Source organism: Flavobacterium sp. N502540, from assembly GCF_025947365.1.
Taxonomy (GTDB): Bacteria; Bacteroidota; Bacteroidia; order Flavobacteriales; family Flavobacteriaceae; genus Flavobacterium.
On record NZ_CP110012.1, the window covers coordinates 1668815 to 1690547 of the forward strand.

Here is a 21733-nt window from a genome sequence, read left to right on the forward strand (position 1 = left end):
ACTTCTATTCTTTTAAATTAAACTTCTATTCTGCTCTTCTTAAAAAATGAAAATCCAACTGTTTTTTAACTAAGTCGGCATTTTTAACTTTTACATAAATTTCGTCTCCTAATTGTAAAATACTGTTTGAAGTGGCTCCCACCAATGCATATTGTTTTTCATCGAAAGTATAATAATCATCTTTTATCTCTCTGATTCTTACCATTCCTTCGCATTTGTTGGAAACTATCTCTACATAAATTCCCCATTCTGTAACACCGGAAATAACACCAAGAAATTCTTCGTCCTGATGATCCTGCATGTATTTCACCTGCATGTATTTGATACTATCTCGCTCAGCATTAGTGGCTAAACTTTCCATATTCGAACAATGTAAACATTTTGTTTCGTAGGCTTCTTCATCTACAGAAGTTCCATTGTCTAAATAATACTGCAGTAAGCGGTGTACCATAACGTCCGGATAACGACGAATTGGTGACGTAAAATGGCTGTAATAATCAAAAGCTAAACCATAGTGACCGATATTCTCTGTCGAATATTTGGCTTTACTCATACTTCTGATCGCAAGTGTATCAATTAAATTCTGCTCTTTTTTACCATTTACCTCTTCCATCAAAGCATTCAATGATTTCGAAATATCTCCCTTGTTTCTAAAATCTATTTTGTAACCAAATTTAGCGATTACGGTTTGCATCGCAATTAATTTGTCTTCGTTAGGTTCATCATGGATTCTGTAAACGAATGTTTTCTTTTGTTTACCAATGTATTCTGCTACTTTTCTATTGGCTAAAAGCATAAATTCTTCGATCAGATGATTCGCATCTTTTGAAATTTTGAAATACACTCCTTCCGGTTCTCCTTCTTCATCCAGGTTGAATTTTACTTCAACTTTATCAAAAGAAATAGCTCCATTGGCCATTCTTTTCTTTCTCAGAATCTTTGCTAACTCATCTAATTTTAAAGTCGCTTCCGTAATTTCATCAGAAACCGTATACGATTCTCCGGTAATTGAGATATCAACAGGAATTGTATTGTCTTTTGTTTCAATTATATACTGTGCTTCTTCGTATGCAAATCGCTGATCGGAATAAATCACAGTTCTTCCAAACCATTGGTTAATAACCTGTGCAGTTGGAGAAACTTCAAAAATCGCTGAGAAAGTATATTTCTCTTCATTTGGACGTAATGAACAGGCAAAATTAGACAATACTTCCGGAAGCATTGGTACAACTCTATCGACCAAATAAACCGAAGTGGCACGTTGATAGGCTTCATCATCTAAGATTGTTCCTTCTTCCAGGTAATAGGAAACGTCGGCAATATGAATTCCAATTTCATAATTTCCATTCTCTAACTTTTTGAAAGACAATGCATCATCAAAATCTTTAGCATCTTTCGGATCTATCGTAAACGTAAGTGTATCACGCATATCACGACGTTTTGCAATCTCAGCTTCCTGAATTGAGGTATCAATTTTTTGAGCATAGACTTCTACTTCTACCGGAAAATCTGCCGGTAAACCGTATTCGGCTAAAATAGCATGAATCTCAGTATTGTGTTCACCCGGTTTTCCTAAAACTCTTAATACAGATCCAAACGGACTATCGGCTCTTTTTGGCCAGTCTTCAATGGTAACTAAAACAACATCACCATTTTCTGCCTCCCCTATTTTATCTTTTGGAATAAAAATATCCGTGTACATTTTAGGGTTTGCAGTAGATACAAAAGCAAAATTGGCCTGAATATCTATCACTCCAACAAACTCTGTTTTATTTCTTTCTATAACACTAATTACTTCTCCTTCAGGTCTTTTACCTTTTCTTCGGTTGTAAACATAAACTTTTACTTTGTCTTTGTCTAAAGCTCTGTTTAAATTATTGGTTGGAATAAATACATCTTCGCTAAACTCCTCACAAATAAAATAGGCCGTTTTACGGCTAGTCATATCTATGGTTCCTTCGTAATAATCCTGACTTTCGGCTTTTACTAAATATTTACCCGGTTCTGATTCTATAATCTTTTTTGAAGCAGCCAGAATCTTTAAATCTTTTATAATCTGATTTCTGCTTTTGGTATCATCTAGTTCTAACTTTGCTGCTATTTGTTTGTAGTTGAATGTTTTATTTGGGCTTTGCGATAAAATTTTTACTATTTTACTGGAGAAATCTTTCTCTTTTTTTATCGGCTTTCTAATTTTCTTACTCATATATCTTTTCTTAAAAGTTTAAAATTACAAATAAGATATCAGATTATAGATTTTAACAAATAAATTATTAAAAATATAACTTTCGTATCTTTACAAAAAGACCCAATATGGAAAGCTTTAAAACCATTGCAGTATTCAATTACCTGCACGAAACAGTTGTTCTGAAACACTTATTAGAACAAGAAGAGATTCCTTATTTTTTTGAAAACGAAATGACCCTTTCTGTCGTTCCCATGTACACTTCCGCTCTCGGTGGAATCAAACTCAAAGTTCATCCAAACGATTTCGAAGAAGTTCAGCAAATTCTGGACAATCTGAACAATCCTCTGAAAATCGTTTGAAACAACAATCAAAAACAAATTCAAATTAGCTTTGAATTCAAATAAAATTTAATTTTTTTCTTTTTCAGTTTTCAAAGTTGTCAACATATATTAAATACAACAAAAAAGAATTTTAAAAATTTAAAAAAATTTGTTTGTTATTATAGCTTGTTAATATGTGCTATAAATTTATTTTTAAAAGCATTGAAATGAAGTTTCTCTTAGTTATCTTGAGTTATCAACATACTTATATTTTGTTAAAGGATTAATTTCTAAGAGTTTTTGTATTTTAATTAACAACGGTTGACAACCAAAAATGAAATCAATTTGTAGATAACTTCATAAGTTGATTTTTGTTGAAAATGGCATTTTTGATATTGATAACTTTTCCAAAAATTCCTCAAACTTTATTAGGTTATTTCATTCCGGTTTTGGATTAGGTTTTTTTTCGACACGACCAAAAAAAACTTCTTATTTTCTATTCTAACTTATTAACAAATAATGTTAACTTAAAGTTAATTGAATATCAACGAATTACGAATCGCTATCAACACTTCAAAATTTTAACAAATATTATGATTATTCTTTATTGGTAATGAGACAGTTACAGAGTTGTTAATAATGTTAATAACTGTTAAGAATTTGATAGTATGATAGTTATAAATTTTGTTTTTTGACGGCTGGTTTTACGAATGTACATCCGTTATAATTGAGATGATTTATGGAATGTTTATAAGTGAGCAGAAAAAAGAAATTCGCGAAAATTGATGTATTTCGTGGCAAACATTTATTAATTGAGTAAATTTGTACCACACAACTTAATAGTATAAAAAAAATGAAAATTTCGATAGGAAATGACCACGCAGGACCGGATTATAAAAAAGCAATTGTTGCAATGCTGCAGGCAAAAGGATATGAAGTAACCAATTATGGGACTGATACAGAGGCTTCTGTTGATTATCCTGATTTTGGCCACCCGGTTGCAAGTGATGTATCTGAAGGTAAAGCTGATTTTGGAATTGTAATCTGCGGTAGCGGAAACGGAATTGCAATGACGGCTAACAAACATCCAAAAGTAAGAGCTGGTTTATGCTGGACTAAAGAAATTGCTTATTTAACACGTTTACACAACGATGCTAATATTGTAAGTATTCCGGCTCGTTTTACCTCTATTCCTCAAGCAGTTGAGATTGTTGAAACCTTTTTAACAACGGAATTTGAAGGCGGAAGACATCAAAATAGAGTGAATAAAATTGCTTGCCAGTAAAAAGTCAAAAAAAATTCGGTGCTTCGCACCAATACTAAATATATAAGCCGGGTGGATTTTTAAAATTCATCCGGTTTGTTGTTTAAATAACTAAAACTACACTTTTAAGTAATTGATAAAAAGGTATTTATGTAGTTATTAACAATGTAATTGTTTAAAATTTAACTTTCATTTTTAGATAAATCAATACAATCTGAATGAAAAAAATAAACGAGAATTTTATAATAAAAGAAGATTTGCTCGTTTTATGTCTAAAGAATAACATTGCTAAGAACAATCCAATTGTGCCGCCAATGGCTTCAAGAAAAAATAAGGTGTTTTCAGGGATTCTTTGTTTGTTTTTCCGGGCTTGATATTTATCATATCCCGCGAGAATAAAAACGGTGATATTTACAACTAAAAAATACGTTAATAAAACTTCCATTGGCTAAAAATTAAAAACAAAGATATTATTTTAGCCGGGTGATTGGTTAATCTAATGTCGATTTTGACAGACAGATTATCTCATTTTCTAATCCAGAAATTATTTCATTATAAAGTATGACTAATATTCAATTCATTGCCAAGTCTGTTCCAACAGCAGCAATTAACATTCAAAACACGGTAAAATTACTAGAAGAAGATTGTACTGTTCCGTTTATTTCCCGTTACCGAAAAGATACAACCGGAAATCTGGACGAAGTTCAAATTGAGCAGATTGCAAAACTCCAAAAGGAATATGAAACGATTGTAAAACGCAAAGAAGCGGTTTTGAAATCTATTGAAGAACAAAAATCGCTAACTCCCGAATTGAAGCATAAAATTGAACAAAGTTTTGATTTACAGGAAATAGAAGATTTTTATCTGCCTTTTAAAAAGAAGAAAAAAACAAAAGCTGATGTTGCACGTGAATTTGGTTTAGAGCCATTGGCAAAAATCATTATGTCAGAGAATGATGTTGATGTTGATTTTATTTCGACACAATACCTGAACGAAAATGTGATTAATGAAGAAGCTGCCATGCAGGGCGCACGAGATATTATTGCAGAATGGATTAATGAAAATATTTATGTTCGTAAACAATTGCGAAGATTGTATCAACGCAAAGCAGTGATAGCAACTAAAGTTGTAAAAAAGAAGAGTGAAGAAGAAGGGGCTCAAAAGTTCAGTCAGTATTTTGAGTGGGAAGAGCCATTGACAAAAGCGCCGTCACATCGTTTATTAGCAATGCTTCGTGCTGAAAATGAAGGTTTTGTGAAAATGAAAGTAGATGTCGATTTAGATGAAGCTTATGATATTATTGATGAAATCATCATTAAAAAACAAAACAGTACAACCGCACATTTGCAGTTAGCGATTGAAGACAGTTATAAACGATTGCTAAATCCTGCTATTGGAAATGAAACTTTGCAGGAGGCAAAAGCAAAAGCAGATGCTAATTCAATTCAGGTTTTTGCGAATAATTTAGGACAGTTATTATTAGCGCCGCCGTTGGGAGAAAAGCGTATTTTGGCCATAGATCCGGGATTTAGAAGCGGTTGTAAAGTAGTTTGTTTAGATGAAAAAGGAGATTTGTTGTATAACGAAACTATTTATCCTCACGCGCCTCAAAATGAGGAAACTATGGCAATCAAGAAGATTCGTTCTATGGTAAATGCTTATCAGATTGATGCTATTTCTATTGGAAACGGAACCGCTTCGCGTGAAACGGAGTTTTTCATCAAAAAAATCGCGTTCGACAAACCGTTACAGGTTTTTATTGTTTCTGAGGCAGGAGCGTCGGTATATTCGGCATCAAAAATTGCGAGGGAGGAATTTCCAAATTATGATGTTACGGTTCGTGGATCGGTTTCTATTGGAAGACGACTTTCAGATCCTTTGGCCGAATTGGTAAAAATTGATCCAAAAGCAATTGGAGTTGGACAATACCAACACGATGTGGATCAGACGAAATTAAAAGAAGAATTAGACAACACGGTAATTCGTTGTGTGAACTCGGTTGGAATCAATATCAATACGGCGAGTAAACATTTATTGAGTTATGTGAGTGGAATAGGAGAGAAGCTGGCCGAAAATATCGTTCAGTATCGTTCAGAAAATGGTCCATTTGAAGACCGAAAACAACTTAAAAAAGTGCCTCGTTTAGGAGATAAGGCTTATCAGCAGGGAGCTGCTTTTATTAGAATTACAAATGCTAAAAATCCGCTGGACAATTCGGCAGTGCACCCTGAGGCGTATCCGGTTGTGGAGAAAATGGCGAAAGATTTAAAACTTTCGGTAAATGAATTAATTGCTAATAAAGAGAAAACAGCCCTTATTAAGGCCGAAAATTATATTACTCCTCAAATTGGGTTATTAACTTTAAAAGATATTATAAAAGAGCTTGAAAAGCCTGGATTAGACCCGAGAAAGTCGGCTAAGGTTTTTGAGTTTGATGCCAATGTAAAATCGATCAAAGATTTGAAAACCGGAATGATTTTACCGGGAATTGTAAATAACATTACCAATTTTGGCTGTTTTGTTGATATTGGAATTAAAGAAAGTGGCCTGGTTCACATTTCTCAGCTAAAAGCAGGATTTGTCAGCGATGTAAACGAAGTAGTAAAACTACATCAGCATGTTGACGTTAAGGTTACTGAGGTTGATGAAGACAGAAAGAGAATTCAGCTGACGATGATACTATAAAAAAGGAAATAAAAAAATCCCAAATTACAATCTTATATAATTGTAATTTGGGATTTCTAACAACTCGAAAGTTATTATTTTGTTTCTTCCTCTTCTTTTTTAGCAGCAGGAGCAGATTGATCATCCTTAGCGGCATTTTTGAATTCTTTAATTCCGCTTCCTAAACCTTTCATTAATTCCGGAATTTTTTTACCTCCAAAAAGTAATATCACAATACCTACTATTACGAGGATTTCTGTAAGACCTAATCTTCCCATGATTGTATATTTAATGCCGAAGCAAATTGTTTTCTAAATTTTAAGCAAAGGTATATAGAAATATACGAACAAGGAGTCTTTTTAGATTAAAATATTTGTTTGTGACAGCGTTAAATATTTTATAAAATAGTAAAATAAGTGTATTCGTTCATTTTTGTCCCGCAGCAACAAGACGATTAATTGTTATATTTGCTCGTAATAAATAACCATAAATGACCAGTAAAAAGTTCAATTTCAGGAAAAGTTTATTCATTAAGAACCGATTGGTGATTTTGAATGAGGATACTTTTGAAGAAATTTTTTCGTTCAAACTTAATTTAATGAACGTTTTTGTGACGTTTACTTTGGGTGGAATTTTTTTGATTTTAATTACTACTTTCATCATTGCTTTTACACCTTTGCGCGAGTTTATTCCGGGGTATTCTTCCTCTGAATTAAAAAAGAATGCGACAGAATTGGCGATAAAATCAGATTCATTGGAAACTGCTTTAAAGAAAAATGAGGCTTATATAAAAGGGATTCAAAAGGTTTTAAGAGGAGAATTGGAATATGCAAAATTCAATAAAGATTCTATTTTAGCAGAAACTGATGAGCCTTCGGAGGTGGATATGAAAGCTTCGGAAGAAGAAATTAAATTAAGAGAAGAAGTGGCCAAAATGGAGAAGGAGTCGGGTGAGAAATCCCGAAATAAAAAGAAAAGTGACAAGAATTAATACCTCAAACAATGTCTATTAAGTCAGTAGCAGCAAAATTATTTGCCAGCACCATATATTATCAAACCAAAGCCTGGGCCAACAAACCGGTCGAAACCCAACAAGCTGTATTTAAGAGTTTAATACACAGTGCCAAAGAAACCCAGTTTGGAGAAGATCATCATTTTGATAAGATAAAAACAGTTCATGATTTTAGAAAACGTGTACCTGTTCGGGATTATGAAGATTTAAAGCCCTACATCGATAAGGTGAGGATGGGGGAAAAAAACATTCTTTGGAAAGGAAAACCGCTTTATTTTGCTAAAACTTCGGGGACAACTTCCGGAGCCAAATACATTCCGCTTACCAAAGAGTCGATGCCTTTTCATATTGAAGCATCCAGAAATGCGATTCTGCACTACATTTATGAAACCGGAAATGCTGATTTTGTTGATGGTAAAATGATTTTTCTTCAGGGAAGTCCCATTTTAATTGAAAAATACGGAATCAAATTTGGAAGATTGTCGGGGATAGGGGCACATTTTGTACCAAAATATCTTCAAAAAAACCGAATGCCATCCTGGGAAACCAATTGTATTGAAGACTGGGAAACGAAGATTGACGCTATTGTTGAGGAAACGATTGAACAGGATATGACCATTATTTCGGGAATTCCGTCATGGGTACAAATGTATTTTGAGCGCTTACAGGAAAAAAGCGGAGGTAAGAAAATCACGGATTTGTTTAAAAACTTTCAATTGTTTATTTACGGAGGTGTGAATTACGAGCCGTATCGTGCCAAGTTTGAAAATCTAATGGGCAGAAAGGTAGACAGTATCGAACTGTTTCCCGCTTCAGAAGGCTTTTTCGCGTATCAGGATTCTCAAAAAGAAAAAGGGATGCTGCTGTTGCTGAACTCAGGAATTTTTTACGAATTTATCAAAGCAGATGAGTTTTTTGAACCAAATCCAAAATGTCTGACCATTGGAGAAGTAGAGACAGGTGTTAACTATGCTTTGATTATTTCAACAAATGCTGGGCTCTGGCGTTATAATATTGGAGATACAGTACAATTTACTTCTTTATTTCCACATAAAGTTATTGTTTCGGGCCGAATCAAACACTTTATTTCAGCTTTTGGAGAACATGTGATTGCAAACGAGGTCGAAAATGCAATGAAAGAAGCCACACAAGGAACTAAAGTTGTAATTAACGAGTTTACAGTTGCTCCTCAAATAAACCCTTCAAATGGATTACCGTATCATGAATGGCTGATTGAATTTGAAACAGAACCGGAAAATATGGACGTTTTTGCAGAAGCAATTGATAGTTCAATGCGAAAACAAAATATCTATTACGATGATTTGATTACCGGAAATGTTTTGCGTAAAGTTGTGGTAAGCAAAGTATCAAAAAATGGATTTCAGGAATACATGAAATCGCAGGGAAAATTAGGAGGTCAGAACAAAATACCAAGATTATCAAATAATAGAGATATTGCCGATAATTTAAAGTAAGATTATAATGAAACAACAGTTTAGTAACACTAGGGTTTTATGAAACTATAGTTTTAAATTATTACTTTCGTTGATTGAAAAATACAAATTACATCTTCTGAAGAAGAAGATTTTAAAATAGAATAGCATGAAAGAAACCAAACATATATCAAGATCAAGAGCTCAGGAATCATCTGCAGCGATAGAAAAAATGTACATTACAATGCGTCACCTATTCAACCGTGGTTTTTATAAACCAATGGGAGTTTCGGGCGATAGTTTACGCGAATCATTATTAGCATTACGTCCGGAGATATACGGAAACATAGGCGAAGAAAAAGTAGAACTTAATGGTCTTTTATACGTAATAGAACGTTTACCAATAGGAATCGAGCAATGTCGTTTTATTAATTTAACTTCAGACGAAGGATATTCTAAATCACATTTTCAACCCATTGTTCCTCCAAAAAGAAGAAGAAACTGTTACCGAATTGATGAGGAGCAAATGAATGTTGAAATCACCCGCGGGCGATCCGATATTTATGATATTCTGACGCATTTGACTTTTATTTTCATAGAATCACATAAAATTAAAAACAGAGTTTTATTAGATGATGGAGGAGAAGTTTCCCGCGATTGGATGAAATTAGAACAAGCTGTATTGCAAACCAAGAAGCTTTCTCAAATAGAAAAAGAAAAAGCAATTTCGCATGTTGCTAATATTTTGGCAAGAACTTTTGAAGAAGTTTTGGATATTTATGATGCTTTTGGATCAGAGAATGCTCCTGATCGTTTCCTTCACGTTATTTACTGGTTAGGAAAACTGGCGATTGAAGAAGTAATCGACAATAATAAACGTACCATAACTTTTAGTCCGGTTTTAAGAGAGCGTTTAGGACACCATATTCACGGCGAAATCTGGGCAACAAACATCAAGGAAGTTCTTAAGGCAAACAATCTGTTAAAACGCCCAATTCATGTGATTAGTGCAAATATGCACAGTGTGATGAATTCAATTTTTGCAACACCATTGTTGAAAACAAAATTTAAGGACAAGTCTGATTTCTATATTTACGAAGAATTAAGTAAATCAGGTGCCAAAGAAATTAGAGGAGTTGTAGAAGAACTGGCATTAAAAAATGGAATGATTTCGCTACCGGATAGCTCCGGAACGAATATCGATGTTCAGATTTTTGATACGGCTAAAATTGACTGGGCAAAAACGGCTTTTCCAAAGGCAAAACTGGAAGAAGAAAAACCGGTTATCATCGTAATGGATTATGCGTTTGGAGAACAGGCGTATGAAACGATTGATGAACTTTTGAAACCGTATAAAAAAGATACCTTATTGAACGTAAAATCGGTTTCGATAATGGGTAAAGCCGGAATTCTGGAAGGTGGAAAAGGAGATATTATGATCCCCACTGCACATATAAATGAAGGAACTGCTGATAATTATTTCTTTGAAAATGAATTAACAGGAGCTATGTTTGAAGGAAATGATATCGCCGTTTTTGAAGGAGCTATGGTTACCGTTTTAGGAACATCGTTGCAGAACAGAGATTTGTTGAAATTCTTCCATGAGTCTACCTGGGGTGTAATTGGTCTTGAAATGGAAGGATCTTACTATCAGAAAGCGATACAATCTGCTTCAAAAATCAGAAAAAGTGTACCACATGATATCAAGGTTCGCTATGCTTATTATGCATCAGATAATCCTTTGGAAACGGGTAGCACATTAGCGTCAGGCGGATTAGGTACAACGGGTGTAAAACCAACGTATTTGATTACTATTAAAATTTTAGAGCAGATTTTCAACGTATAATAAAACTTATAAATGAGTACAAAATCACCCCAAAACCAGGAGGATCAGGAGATTGACTTAGCCGTAATTTCAAATAAAATCAACCATTTTTTTCAGAGAATCAATACTTCTATTTTTAGGGGTATTCAGTTTTTTGTTCGAAACTGGATTTTGGCAGCAGTACTCATTTTGTTAGGTTTTTTGGCGGGATGGTATTTCGATGCCAATAGAGAATCGTATGATAATAAAATTATAGTGGCACCAAATTTTGGGAGTGTTGATTATTTATATGCAAAAATTGACTTAATTGATGCAAAGATTGCTTCCGGGGATACTGTTTTCTTAAAAAATAGTGTTGGGATTTCAAATCCACAAGTAATTTCAAAAATTGAGATTAAACCCATTTCTGATGTTTTTAAATTTGTAGAAGATAAAGAACAAAATTTTGATCTTATAAAATTAATGGCTGAAGATGGTGATATCAATAAAGTCTTAGTAGACAACGTTACAAGTAAAAACTATACTTTTCATACGATTTCTTTTATTTCTAATGAATTAGTAGACGAAAAAGAAGTTATAGAACCGTTATTAAAATACTTAAATAATTCAGAATATTTTAGTTCGATTCAAAAAATAGGATTCAAGAATTTAGAACAGCAAATTGCTCAAAATGATACCATTATTGCTCAGATAGACAATGTTTTGAAGGGATTTTCTAGCACAGTAAAAAATACTGGCAGAAATGATAAATTGGTATATTATAATGAGAATACACAATTAAATGATATTATTAAAACAAAACAGTATTTGGTTACTGAACAGGGAAAAAATAGGCTAAAATTAGTAAGTTTTGATAAAACGATTAAAGACATTAACGCTACTCTAAATATAAAAAATACAAAATCTATTTTCGGAAAGTTAAAATTTATACTGCCTGTTTTATTTATTTTAATCTTCGTTTTTATTTATCTTTTTAAGGCATTTTATAAAAAACAATTTCAGAAAAGCCTTTAGAAATAACACTAAAAAAATGGTTAAAAGTAAATTTTCGGAAACTATTGCCGCAAATAAAAGGCATATCAATTCTTCCTTTTTTTTGTTTTCGATTAATTTCGTCAATTTTATTTATCCATTGTTAATTTCTCCAATAATTATTAAAAAATGCGGGCTTGAAGGTTTTGGATTAGTCATTTTATTTCAGTCTATTTTTATTTTTATTGCTTCAATTACAGATTACGGCTTTAACATTAATGCGACAAGGGAAATTACATTAAATGAGAGAAATAAAGAATTTGTAAACAGACATTTTTTTACTATAGGTTATACCAAAGCAATTCTATTTATAGTAGCTTTCCTATTTTCACTAGTTATATACACCTTTCTACCGAAAGCAAATGAGTATTCATTTTTATATTTTTCTTCATTTTCAATATTAATCGGTAGAGCTTTTAATCCATTGTGGATTCTCAGGGCGTTGCATAAAATTAAATATTTTTTCTATTTTTTTATACTCTTCAAACTAATAAGTTTTTTAATCATTTACTTTTTTCTAAATGATATAAACAATTTGTTTTTAATAAATTTAACTATTGGACTATCTGATTTTTTAACTTGTTTTTTTTCAGTTATTGTTCTGTTTTCTAAAATGAAATGGCATTTTTACAAACCAAATGTTTTGGTTGTTAAAAATGAAATCACAGCAGGTTTTGCAATTTTTATTCAAGTAATTTCTATAAATGCAAATGCTTATTTGAACCCAATGATTTTGGGGCTATTTGTAAATGAATATGCACTAGGAATTTACTGTGTAGTTGAAAAAATTATATTACTGGTTAAATTTTGCGGTTCTTTTGTAATTCAAAGTATTTTTCCAAAAGCTTGTGAATTAGTAGCCAAAAGTCTCTTTGATTATAAACTATTAGCTCAGAAGTTATTTTTATTTTTACTAATTTCAATGATTATTGCTGGAGTATTCTTAACTGGTTTTTCAGACCTGATTGTTTCCTATTTTTTAAAGACCAACAGATTAGCGTGTAGTAAATTTTTAATTTACAGTGCCTGGATTCCTTTTGTAGTGGCTATAAATATGGTTCCGTATATGACATTTATGGTTTTTAATAAACAAAAAAAAATAACATTTATTATGATATTTTCTGTATTATTGAATGTTGTAGTCAATGGAATACTATCAAAAAAGTTCGGAATCTATGGTATGGCTACTGGAATTTACGTTACAGAGATGTTTATTTCAATATCTTTATGGATAATTTTAATATTTAAATTCCCAAAACTTAATTTTTTTAAAAATGATAAATAAGCTCAATATTGGCTGTGGAAATGATATTAAAAAAGGATTCGTTAATTTAGATGTTTCGCAATTACCTGGTGTTGACGTAGTTTGTGATATCGAAAAGAATAAACTTCCGTTTGAAGATAATTTTTTTGAATATATTTTATGTAATGATGTTTTAGAACATGTAGAGTATGTAAAGGTTTTAAAAGAAATTCATCGAATTTTAAAACCAGGAGGAATTGTAGAAATTAGAGTTCCCCATTTTACATCCAGTAACAATTTTATAGATCCTACACATAAAAAAATGTTTTCATTTAGAACCTTTAGTTTTTTTATTGATAACATTCGATATAAACGTAATTATTATTTTGATTTTAAGTTTAGCGAAATGTTATATTCAAAAATAACGTTTATGCGCAAAAACCCTTTAAACTGGCCTTTTTTTATTTGGGTGAATATCAATGATACTACTAGAAAAATATATGAAGAAACATTCTTTCGTAATTTAGCGCCAGCTTATAATGTTGAGGTTAAACTTAAAAAGTAAAAAAACAGGTATTCAATTTATAAATCGATTTTAGTAGAAAGTGAAAATAAACAGAAACAATCTTAGACTGATTTTAACAGTTTGTTTGATTACGTTTTGTATTCAGACACCAGATGTTAAATTAGGATTTGTAAAATTCTCTGAACTTTTACTGTTATTGGCAGCTCCATTTCTTTTAAAAAAACCTATTAATAAGTTTATATTTTACTTTTTTGTTTTTTTTACTATTGAGGCGATATTAGGGCTTATAATTACTTCAACACATCATTTTGATATTCTCGGACCATCGAAATTTAAAGCACCTTATGTTATTACGATAGCACGATATCTTGAGTTAGTATCATGTATTAGTTTGTCTATTATTACATTTCGATTGTTTAAAAATAATGAAGATCAATCAAAAAAAATAATTGATTATTTAGTGAATTGGAATATTCTAATTACTGGTTTCTTTTTTTTTGTTTATATATTAGTCAAAATAGGGTTGCTACCCATATATAGTAGTATTGTTATTTATGATAATGATAGGTTGAGAGGTCTTTACAACGAAGGAGGGCCTTTTGGATTAATGCTTTCTTTTATTTTTATACTTTCTTTTTTTCAGAAAAAGACTAAGTATCGGTTTTTTAAGCAGTTTTTTTTATTTATAATTATTGCCTTTTTTGCCAGATCTAAAGCGGGAATTTTGTTTTCTGTTATTTGGATTGCCTTATTTAATTTTGAGATTTTAAAAAACAAATTAAGATTGGTTATTTTTCCGATGATATTTGTTTTTTTGGCAGGATTCTATTTTTTGTTTATGAATGTAAGTTCTATGTATGTAACAGAATTAAACAGGGTAAAGCAATCAATTAGAGAACGGCCGAAAGATATTAATTTAATTTTAGGAAGGATTTCAGGTGTTTATATTGTTCCAAATATGGTAGAACAAAATACAATTTTTGGAATAGGACTTGGAAATTATCCATTATTAAGAAATAATGCAGAGTACCGAACTTTTTTCCCGAAACCTCCTAAGAAATCTATAGATATTGATGCGCATGGATTTGGAGGAATTATTGATATTATTGTAGAGATGGGAATTCTGGGTTTTTTCATTTTTATATTTATTGTTTATGGTATTTATTACGAAATAAAAAGGATAAATAAAGGAATAGTTCTTGTAATAGGGTTTCTTCTTATTTATTGTTTTGGAGTACAGATTTACTTTTTATATCCATGGGTACTGTTGGCTATTATTTTAGCCTATCAAAATAATTACATACATGAAATTAGTAATTGATATTCGTTTAATAAATGCTTCTGGCATTGGAACGTATTTAAAGAACGTAATCCCTGGAGTTTTACAGAACTTTGATGAGGTTTTAGTTTTGGGTAATACCAAAGAAATTGAATGTTTTGATTGGAGTAAAAAGATAAAAATAATCGAATTTAATGCTAAAGTTTATTCTCTTAAAGAACAGTTTCAATACCCAAAAATAATTCCAAGTTGCGATGTTTTATGGTGTCCACATTTTAATACGCCGCTTTTACCTGTAAAAGCTCAAAAAATAGTAACAACAATTCATGATGTATATCATTTAACAGATGAAGCTTCAATTTCACAATTGAAGAGAAAATATGCGAGGATTTTATTTCAAAATGCAGTTGAAAAATCAAGTTTAATTTTTACAGTTTCAGAGTTTTCAAAAGCTGAAATTTTAAAATATACCAAAGCTGATTCTCAAAAAATAGATGTGGTATATTGTGGTGTAAATAAATTATTATTCGAAAATTCAGAAGCAAAGTACGATCTTAAACTTCCGGACAATTATATTCTATATGTTGGAAATATAAAACCACATAAAAATTTAATTGTTTTATTAAAAGCTTATAACGCATTATCAGAAGAGTTTAGATCAAAATATAAATTGGTTTTTATAGGTAAGAAAGATGGATTTTTAACTCAAGATAATGATATTCATAGTTTTATAAAGAATAATAATCTGCAAAAAGATATTACATTTACGGGTTATGTAAATGATTCTGAGATTCCGGATATCTATCATAATGCAAATCTATTTGTATTTCCTTCACTCTATGAAGGTTTTGGGTTACCCATCCTTGAGGCACTTGCAAGTGGAACAAAAGTGTTAAGTTCAAATGCAGCAAGCTTACCGGAAATAGGTGGAGAAGCGGTTGTTTATTTTGATCCAAAGGACGATGTTGGGTTAGGAAAATTGATACAGGATAATATTGTAGACTCATCAAAAGGTAAATTTTTGTCCGCTGAGGCACATAAACAATTAGAGAAATTTACGTGGGAAAAATCGATTAAAAAGCATCTAAATGCTTTCAAAAAGTTAGAATGAAGCAGTTAATTTTACAATATAACAAATCGGTCGTCTATTTTTTTTTAATAGCAATAGCACTCTTTCCTATTTTACCAAAAGGAGTGGAAAGCATTTTAATGTTTGGTGGATTTTTATTTTCATTGTCTTATTTTATTTTCGAAGGAAAAAAATTCTGGAGCAAAGAAAAAACAATAGAGCTTTTACTATTCTCTTCTCTGTTTCTAATTTTTGTTTTTTCATTGTTTTATACAATTGATATTAAGACAGGGATTAAATTTATAATACGACTTTTACCTTCTGTTTTATTTCCCGCAATTTTCCTGTTTAATAACACAGATCTTCTGAATACTAAGAAATTTCAGGTAATTACAAATGTTTATTGCTTGGCTGTGGGATTAGTTTTGTTTTTCTTACACATAACGTTGTTTCATGAATTATACAATTCAAGTTTAAAGTTCTGGGATTTTAGACAACTTATCGAAAACAAAATAGAAGTACATGGCACTTATTTGGCAATGTGGATTGGTTTTGCGATAATTATTTTAGTTTATAAAATTAGAATTGAATCAAAAAAGTATTTTATCACTTTCATATTTTTATTTATGATGGGATATTTTTTCTATTGGCAATACATCATCGGATCCAGAATGCCTTTTGTGGCAACTATTATAGTTTGCTTTTTTTGTTTGTTTAAGAACGCAATGCAAATTACAATTGCCAGTGTCTTGTTAATTAGTTTGACGTTTATTTTAGTTTTTAAAGTAGATCGAATAGGAGAAAGATTTGAAAAACTAAAAAATTACAAACTTTCTTTTCCAGAAGGAAAATATGAAGATAATTATCCTAATATTAGTAATGAACAGATTAGAAACGGAATTTATTTTTGTGGTTATGAAATCTTTAAAGCTGAACCAATCGTAGGTTATGGAGTAGGAGATGTTGATGTCAAATTACAATCTTGCTATGATGAACAATATAGAAATACAGATACTTATAAAGTTACCAGTTATAATTCGCACAATGAATATTTAAACATAATTCTGTCTTCGGGAATTTTAGGACTTGTTTTATTTTTATTTTCGCAGTATCGTCTTTTAAAACGAGCATTTCATTATAAATTAGGGATTTATATTTCATTTGTATTTTTTATTTTCCTTAATTTTTCTTTTGAGAATATTTTAAGCAGACATGATGGAGTTATCTTTTTTGGGTTTTTTAATTCTTTATTATTTTTTCAAAAGAACAATTTAAATGAAAAAAGCATTAATTAGCGATTGGTATTATGTAAATGGAGGTGCTGAAAAAGTAATACATTCCATAAATTCAATCTGGGATGATTTTGATCATTTCGCACTGATTGATTTTTTAAAGGATGAAGACCGAAAGTTTATTTTGAATGGAAAAAAAGCAAGGACTAGCTTTATTCAAAAACTTCCAACGGTAAAGAAAAACCACCGTAAATTTTTACAGCTATTTCCAATAGCCATAGAGCGGTTTGACTTAAGTGATTATGATCTTATAATTAGTTCCTCATCAGCGGTAGCAAAAGGAGTACGAACCCGAAAAGATCAGCTTCATATTTGTTATTGTCATTCGCCTATGCGATATGCCTGGGATTTGCAGGATCAGTACTTAAAAGATTCAGGCTTAGATAAAGGTTTAAAAGGATTTTATGCAAAGTATGTTTTGCAGAAAATAAGAAAATGGGATGTTTCAAACTCTGAAAATGTCGATTATTTTATTGCCAATTCTAATTATATAGCTGAAAGAATAAAGAAAATTTATAATCGTGAAGCAACGGTTATTTATCCTCCCGTTGATGTTGAATTTTTTAGTTTAGAAGAACAGAAGGATAATTATTACTTTACAGCTTCACGCTTAGTTTCTTATAAAAAAATACAATTAATCGTAGAAGCTTTTAATGAATTACCACATTTAAAATTAATTGTTGCCGGAGACGGACCGGAATTTCAAAAACTTCAGACAATTGCTAAAAGTAATATTGAATTTGTTGGATTTGTAGAAGCCAGTAGTTTAAAAAACTATATGCAAAAAGCAAAAGCGTTTGTTTTTGCCGCCGAAGAAGATTTCGGAATTATTCCGGTAGAAGCACAGGCCTGTGGTACTCCGGTTATTGCTTTAGCAAAAGGCGGCACTTTAGAAACAGTTGTTGAAAAGAAGACGGGAGTTTTTTTCAAAGAACAATCATCACAAAGTATAAAAGAAGCCGTAATTGACTTCGAAAAGATAAAATTTAGTCCCAAGGTAATCCGGGAACATGCAATGAAGTTTTCGAAGGAACGTTTTGAAAGTGAAATGAGAGCTTTTGTTAATGAGAAACTAGCATAAAAATTTTAATGCTCTGAAAAGATATTTTACTTCCTATTTTTATAAAACGTAGCAGATTAATCGTAGGTACTTTTTTTAAGAATGCTAAATCAGTTACATTTGCGAGGTATAAATAATTACTATGAAAAGAATACTTATTACAGGAGCGGCGGGATTTCTGGGATCGCATTTATGTGATCGTTTTATCAAAGAAGGATATCATGTTATCGGAATGGATAATTTGATTACCGGAGATCTTAAAAACATAGAGCATTTATTCAAGTTAGAACATTTCGAATTTTACCACCACGATATCACCAAGTTTGTGCACATTCCGGGTGATTTAGATTACATACTACATTTTGCCTCGCCGGCAAGTCCGATTGATTATTTAAAAATTCCAATTCAAACCTTAAAAGTTGGATCTTTAGGAACACATAATTTATTGGGATTAGCCCGTGTGAAAAAAGCAAGAATTTTAATTGCGTCAACATCCGAAGTTTACGGAGATCCGTTGGTTCACCCACAAACGGAGGAATACTATGGAAATGTAAACACCATTGGACCACGTGGGGTTTATGATGAAGCCAAACGCTTTCAGGAATCGATTACCATGGCTTATCACACCTTTCATGGTGTAGAGACCAGAATCGTACGTATTTTTAATACCTATGGTCCAAGAATGCGTCTGAATGACGGACGTGTTATACCTGCTTTTATCGGACAGGCATTACGCGGGGAAGATTTAACCATTTTTGGTGACGGAATGCAAACACGATCTTTCTGTTATGTAGACGATCAGGTGGAAGGTATTTTCAGACTATTGCATTCGGATTATGTATATCCGGTAAATATTGGAAATCCGGATGAAATCACGATTAAGGATTTTGCAGAAGAGATCATTAAATTAACCGGAACCAATCAAAAGGTAGTCTACCATCCATTACCGATAAATGATCCATTACAACGCCAGCCAGACACCACAAAAGCGAAAGAGTTATTGGGTTGGGAAGCAAAAGTAAGCCGTTCTGAAGGAATGAAAATTACATATGACTATTTCAGATCACTTTCAAAAGAAGAACTTTCAAAAGAAGAACACAAAGATTTTTCGAACTATATCAAATAAGAAAATTTAAACGGGCAATTATTTCCAGAATAATTGCCCGTTTTTTATTAAGTTACTTAGAAAGCATTCTTTTCGATGAGTTCCTTCATTTGTTGGTCCAGATTAAAATGACTTTTGGCGTGAAGCAAAATAGTCTTTTTCATCTTCTGTATTTCTGCTTTACCTAGTGTCGATATTGTTCCTAAAGTTGTATTTAATTGTTTAAAATCTTCAACGGGAACTACCCAACCAAGGTTATTCTCTTCTACAATATTTTCTCCTTCGCCTCCTCCATAGTAAAGTATTGGAAATCCTAAAGCACTATACTCAAATATTTTGGATGGTACAGAACCGTAAATTCTTGTCTTGAGCGGAACAAGGGCAATATCTAAATTTTTCAGAGTTTCATGCAAAACATTTCGTTCTAACATTCCGTGAAAAACAATTTTTTTAGTTGGATTTTGGCTGAGGTAGTTCACAATCTGAGTTTTCTCGGCACCATCACCAAAAATATGCAGTTCGATGTTATCAATTTCTAAATTCAATTGCTGAATAAGTTCAAAAACCCCTTGCGCAACGCCTAATAATCCGGCATAGAATAGTTTAATGGGTTCGCTTGAATTATTTTTTTCTTCAAGGAAATCTTCCACAAAATGATCCGGGTAATTACGATATAGAAAGCATTTTTTTTGGGGAAAGATAGAATGAATATGGGTAATGATTTCATTAGATTGCCCAAAAATATGCGTTGCTTTTTGGTAAATAAAACGTTCAATAAAAAGCAAAATTTGGTGTGAAATACTGTTTTTCTTTAATACCTGCAATTCGATAGCGGCAGTTGGCCAAAGATCTGAAACATTCAAAAGGATTGTTTTACCCTTAATCCAAAGCACAAAAACAGAAACAAACGAAAGTAATAGCGGCGGCGATTGTACAATTACTTTTTTAGGTGTTTTGGCAAACAATAAATAAAAAAACAAAGTACTTGAAAACGACAGTGTCGAGACAATTCGTTTAAAGATATTCGAACTATTACTTGGATAGATCCAAAGACGTTTTAAGGTAATATTCTGGATTTTTTCGGTAACAGAAAACCGGCCTTTGTATTCCGGAAATAATTCGCCTTTTGGATAATTTGGAAGCGGAGAAATTACCGAAACTTCATAACCATTTTGATTCAATTTTAAAGCCAGTTGTTCTATTCTATTGGCCGCAGCACCTTTTTCGGGTGGATAATAGTTTGATATGATTAGAATATCCTTCATTATTTTTTAGCCAGTAAAATTGAAACAATTCGTTCCGATGCTTTTCCATCCCATAAATCCGGGACACCACTTTTCTTGGGACCATTTTTTAAAAATGAACCGTATACTTTTTGTAAATTTTCTAATGATGTTCCAACAATAGTGTTTGAACCAATGGTTTCGGTTTCAGGACGCTCAGTGTTATTTCGCATGGTAAAACAAGGAATTCCCATTACAGTTGTTTCCTCAGAAATACCACCGCTATCAGTAATAACGGCAAAACTGTTTTGTATTAAATACATGAAATTCAGGTAGCTTTGTGGAGCAACAAAGAGGATGTTTTTAAACTTAGTCGAGCTTTCGCTTAAGATAGCCTGTGTTCTGGGATGAATTGGAAACAGTATTTTTTTGTTATTTGCCAAATTATCAATTCCATGTAGTAAAGCAATAAGAGAAGAAACTTCATCGACATTTCCCGGACGATGTAAGGTTAGAACAATGTAGTTTTTTTCACTAAGCTGATGTTCTTCCCAAAAATCCGGAGCCGAAATTCTATTAATGTTCTGATATAAAGTATCGATCATAACATTTCCTACGAAATGTACATTTTCAGAATTTGATCCTAGTTTTAATAAATTTTCTGAAGCGGATGTTGAGGTTGTGAAAAAGTAATCCGTAATGCTATCTGTCAGCATTCTGTTGATTTCTTCCGGCATTGTTAAATCTCCGGAACGAATTCCCGCTTCAACATGTGCTACTTTTGTATGACATTTTTTAGCCACAATCGAACAAGCCATTGTCGAATTTACATCACCAACAACCAAAACTAAATCACAAGGATTTTGAATAAGTTCCTTTTCGAAAGCAATCATAATTGCAGCTGTTTGTTCTGCCTGAGAACCGCTTTTTACTTCCAGATTTACATTTGGTTTCGGAATATTTAATTCTTCGAAAAAGGTATCACTTAAGTTTTTATCGTAATGCTGCCCTGTGTGAACCAAACGAAAGGAAACATCAAAACCTTCATTTTGCTTGTCTTTTATAGCATTAATAAGGGGTGCTATTTTTATAAAATTAGGTCTTGCACCTGCGATTAGGGTGATTTTCATGGGACTATTAAATTCTTTCTAAAAACATTCTTTCGGCAAAAGTAAAGTTTAAATTGGAATTTAATCAG

The 21733-nt window shown here is 31.8% G+C and carries 19 protein-coding genes; 14 read left to right on the top strand and 5 right to left on the bottom strand.

Annotation, left to right across the window (positions count from 1 at the left end; translation table 11 throughout):
- Nucleotides 1-25: 25 nt before the first annotated feature.
- Complete coding sequence (gene rnr / locus OLM58_RS07380; protein WP_264531787.1) at nucleotides 26-2206, bottom strand: ribonuclease R; 2181 nt, start codon at nucleotides 2204-2206, stop codon at nucleotides 26-28.
- 107 nt (nucleotides 2207-2313) lie between these two features.
- On the opposite strand from rnr, the gene OLM58_RS07385 reads away from it, so the two are divergent.
- The gene (locus tag OLM58_RS07385) at nucleotides 2314-2547 is read left to right on the top strand and encodes a DUF2007 domain-containing protein (protein WP_264525824.1); all 234 of its coding nucleotides are present in this window, start codon (nucleotides 2314-2316) and stop codon (nucleotides 2545-2547) included.
- A gap of 814 nt (nucleotides 2548-3361) precedes the next feature.
- Entirely contained in the window at nucleotides 3362-3793 is a 432-nt protein-coding gene (gene rpiB / locus OLM58_RS07390) for a ribose 5-phosphate isomerase B (protein WP_264531788.1), read from the top strand.
- Nucleotides 3794-3947: 154 nt separating this feature from the next.
- On the opposite strand, the gene OLM58_RS07395 is transcribed toward rpiB, so the two are convergent.
- On the bottom strand, nucleotides 3948-4217 hold the full coding sequence (locus OLM58_RS07395) for a DUF1294 domain-containing protein (protein WP_264531789.1): 270 nt from the start codon (nucleotides 4215-4217) through the stop codon (nucleotides 3948-3950).
- A gap of 116 nt (nucleotides 4218-4333) precedes the next feature.
- Here OLM58_RS07395 and OLM58_RS07400 point away from each other — a divergent pair, with 116 nt between their 5' ends.
- The gene (locus OLM58_RS07400; RefSeq protein WP_264531790.1) at nucleotides 4334-6457 is read left to right on the top strand and encodes a Tex family protein; all 2124 of its coding nucleotides are present in this window, start codon (nucleotides 4334-4336) and stop codon (nucleotides 6455-6457) included.
- A gap of 74 nt (nucleotides 6458-6531) precedes the next feature.
- Here the strand turns inward: OLM58_RS07400 and OLM58_RS07405 are convergent, their stop codons facing one another.
- Nucleotides 6532-6714: a twin-arginine translocase TatA/TatE family subunit gene (locus OLM58_RS07405; RefSeq protein ID WP_017498756.1), complete on the bottom strand. Its 183-nt coding sequence runs from the start codon at nucleotides 6712-6714 to the stop codon at nucleotides 6532-6534.
- A gap of 212 nt (nucleotides 6715-6926) precedes the next feature.
- Here OLM58_RS07405 and OLM58_RS07410 point away from each other — a divergent pair, with 212 nt between their 5' ends.
- From OLM58_RS07410 to OLM58_RS07460, 11 genes are all read left to right on the top strand, one after another.
- Nucleotides 6927-7427, top strand: a complete 501-nt coding sequence (locus OLM58_RS07410) for a peptidase (RefSeq protein ID WP_264531791.1) — start codon at nucleotides 6927-6929, stop codon at nucleotides 7425-7427.
- 11 nt (nucleotides 7428-7438) lie between these two features.
- On the top strand, nucleotides 7439-8923 hold the full coding sequence (locus tag OLM58_RS07415) for a GH3 auxin-responsive promoter family protein (protein WP_264531792.1): 1485 nt from the start codon (nucleotides 7439-7441) through the stop codon (nucleotides 8921-8923).
- Nucleotides 8924-9050: 127 nt separating this feature from the next.
- Nucleotides 9051-10727, top strand: coding sequence for a DUF6909 family protein (locus tag OLM58_RS07420; protein WP_264531793.1), 1677 nt, complete (start codon nucleotides 9051-9053; stop codon nucleotides 10725-10727).
- A 12-nt stretch (nucleotides 10728-10739) separates the two neighbouring features.
- Nucleotides 10740-11720: a hypothetical protein gene (locus OLM58_RS07425; protein WP_264531794.1), complete on the top strand. Its 981-nt coding sequence runs from the start codon at nucleotides 10740-10742 to the stop codon at nucleotides 11718-11720.
- Between the two features lie 16 nt (nucleotides 11721-11736).
- Nucleotides 11737-13023 (top strand): oligosaccharide flippase family protein, encoded by a 1287-nt coding sequence (locus OLM58_RS07430; RefSeq protein ID WP_264531795.1) that lies wholly within the window; start codon nucleotides 11737-11739, stop codon nucleotides 13021-13023.
- Nucleotides 13013-13546: a class I SAM-dependent methyltransferase gene (locus tag OLM58_RS07435; protein ID WP_264531796.1), complete on the top strand. Its 534-nt coding sequence runs from the start codon at nucleotides 13013-13015 to the stop codon at nucleotides 13544-13546. Before OLM58_RS07430 ends, OLM58_RS07435 begins: the two co-directional genes overlap by 11 nt.
- A gap of 40 nt (nucleotides 13547-13586) precedes the next feature.
- Complete coding sequence (locus OLM58_RS07440; RefSeq protein ID WP_264531797.1) at nucleotides 13587-14828, top strand: O-antigen ligase family protein; 1242 nt, start codon at nucleotides 13587-13589, stop codon at nucleotides 14826-14828.
- The gene (locus tag OLM58_RS07445; protein WP_264531798.1) at nucleotides 14812-15897 is read left to right on the top strand and encodes a glycosyltransferase family 4 protein; all 1086 of its coding nucleotides are present in this window, start codon (nucleotides 14812-14814) and stop codon (nucleotides 15895-15897) included. Before OLM58_RS07440 ends, OLM58_RS07445 begins: the two co-directional genes overlap by 17 nt.
- Nucleotides 15894-17150 carry an O-antigen ligase family protein gene (locus OLM58_RS07450; protein ID WP_264531799.1) on the top strand — a complete coding sequence of 419 codons (1257 nt, stop codon included), beginning with the start codon at nucleotides 15894-15896 and terminating at the stop codon, nucleotides 17148-17150. Before OLM58_RS07445 ends, OLM58_RS07450 begins: the two co-directional genes overlap by 4 nt.
- Complete coding sequence (locus OLM58_RS07455; RefSeq protein ID WP_264531800.1) at nucleotides 17131-18228, top strand: glycosyltransferase; 1098 nt, start codon at nucleotides 17131-17133, stop codon at nucleotides 18226-18228. The genes OLM58_RS07450 and OLM58_RS07455 overlap by 20 nt, the downstream gene beginning before the upstream one ends.
- A 121-nt stretch (nucleotides 18229-18349) precedes the next feature.
- The gene (locus OLM58_RS07460) at nucleotides 18350-19333 is read left to right on the top strand and encodes a UDP-glucuronic acid decarboxylase family protein (protein WP_264531801.1); all 984 of its coding nucleotides are present in this window, start codon (nucleotides 18350-18352) and stop codon (nucleotides 19331-19333) included.
- 56 nt (nucleotides 19334-19389) lie between these two features.
- Here the strand turns inward: OLM58_RS07460 and OLM58_RS07465 are convergent, their stop codons facing one another.
- Both OLM58_RS07465 and wecB read right to left on the bottom strand, forming a co-directional pair.
- Nucleotides 19390-20577: a glycosyltransferase family 4 protein gene (locus OLM58_RS07465; RefSeq protein ID WP_264531802.1), complete on the bottom strand. Its 1188-nt coding sequence runs from the start codon at nucleotides 20575-20577 to the stop codon at nucleotides 19390-19392.
- Nucleotides 20577-21665, bottom strand: a complete 1089-nt coding sequence (gene wecB / locus OLM58_RS07470) for a non-hydrolyzing UDP-N-acetylglucosamine 2-epimerase (RefSeq protein WP_264531803.1) — start codon at nucleotides 21663-21665, stop codon at nucleotides 20577-20579. Before wecB ends, OLM58_RS07465 begins: the two co-directional genes overlap by 1 nt.
- Nucleotides 21666-21733: the final 68 nt, after the last annotated feature.

Excerpts from the sequence above, each read along its gene's own strand:
- rnr (WP_264531787.1), bottom strand. The coding sequence starts at position 2,206 with ATGAGTAAGAAAATTAGAAAGCCGATAAAAAAAGAGAAAGATTTCTCC.
- OLM58_RS07385 (WP_264525824.1), top strand. The coding sequence starts at position 2,314 with ATGGAAAGCTTTAAAACCATTGCAGTATTCAATTACCTGCACGAAACA.
- rpiB (WP_264531788.1), top strand. The coding sequence starts at position 3,362 with ATGAAAATTTCGATAGGAAATGACCACGCAGGACCGGATTATAAAAAA.
- OLM58_RS07395 (WP_264531789.1), bottom strand. The coding sequence starts at position 4,217 with ATGGAAGTTTTATTAACGTATTTTTTAGTTGTAAATATCACCGTTTTT.
- OLM58_RS07400 (WP_264531790.1), top strand. The coding sequence starts at position 4,334 with ATGACTAATATTCAATTCATTGCCAAGTCTGTTCCAACAGCAGCAATT.
- OLM58_RS07405 (WP_017498756.1), bottom strand. The coding sequence starts at position 6,714 with ATGGGAAGATTAGGTCTTACAGAAATCCTCGTAATAGTAGGTATTGTG.
- OLM58_RS07410 (WP_264531791.1), top strand. The coding sequence starts at position 6,927 with ATGACCAGTAAAAAGTTCAATTTCAGGAAAAGTTTATTCATTAAGAAC.
- OLM58_RS07415 (WP_264531792.1), top strand. The coding sequence starts at position 7,439 with ATGTCTATTAAGTCAGTAGCAGCAAAATTATTTGCCAGCACCATATAT.
- OLM58_RS07420 (WP_264531793.1), top strand. The coding sequence starts at position 9,051 with ATGAAAGAAACCAAACATATATCAAGATCAAGAGCTCAGGAATCATCT.
- OLM58_RS07425 (WP_264531794.1), top strand. The coding sequence starts at position 10,740 with ATGAGTACAAAATCACCCCAAAACCAGGAGGATCAGGAGATTGACTTA.
- OLM58_RS07430 (WP_264531795.1), top strand. The coding sequence starts at position 11,737 with ATGGTTAAAAGTAAATTTTCGGAAACTATTGCCGCAAATAAAAGGCAT.
- OLM58_RS07435 (WP_264531796.1), top strand. The coding sequence starts at position 13,013 with ATGATAAATAAGCTCAATATTGGCTGTGGAAATGATATTAAAAAAGGA.
- OLM58_RS07445 (WP_264531798.1), top strand. The coding sequence starts at position 14,812 with ATGAAATTAGTAATTGATATTCGTTTAATAAATGCTTCTGGCATTGGA.
- OLM58_RS07450 (WP_264531799.1), top strand. The coding sequence starts at position 15,894 with ATGAAGCAGTTAATTTTACAATATAACAAATCGGTCGTCTATTTTTTT.
- OLM58_RS07455 (WP_264531800.1), top strand. The coding sequence starts at position 17,131 with ATGAAAAAAGCATTAATTAGCGATTGGTATTATGTAAATGGAGGTGCT.
- OLM58_RS07460 (WP_264531801.1), top strand. The coding sequence starts at position 18,350 with ATGAAAAGAATACTTATTACAGGAGCGGCGGGATTTCTGGGATCGCAT.
- OLM58_RS07465 (WP_264531802.1), bottom strand. The coding sequence starts at position 20,577 with ATGAAGGATATTCTAATCATATCAAACTATTATCCACCCGAAAAAGGT.
- wecB (WP_264531803.1), bottom strand. The coding sequence starts at position 21,665 with ATGAAAATCACCCTAATCGCAGGTGCAAGACCTAATTTTATAAAAATA.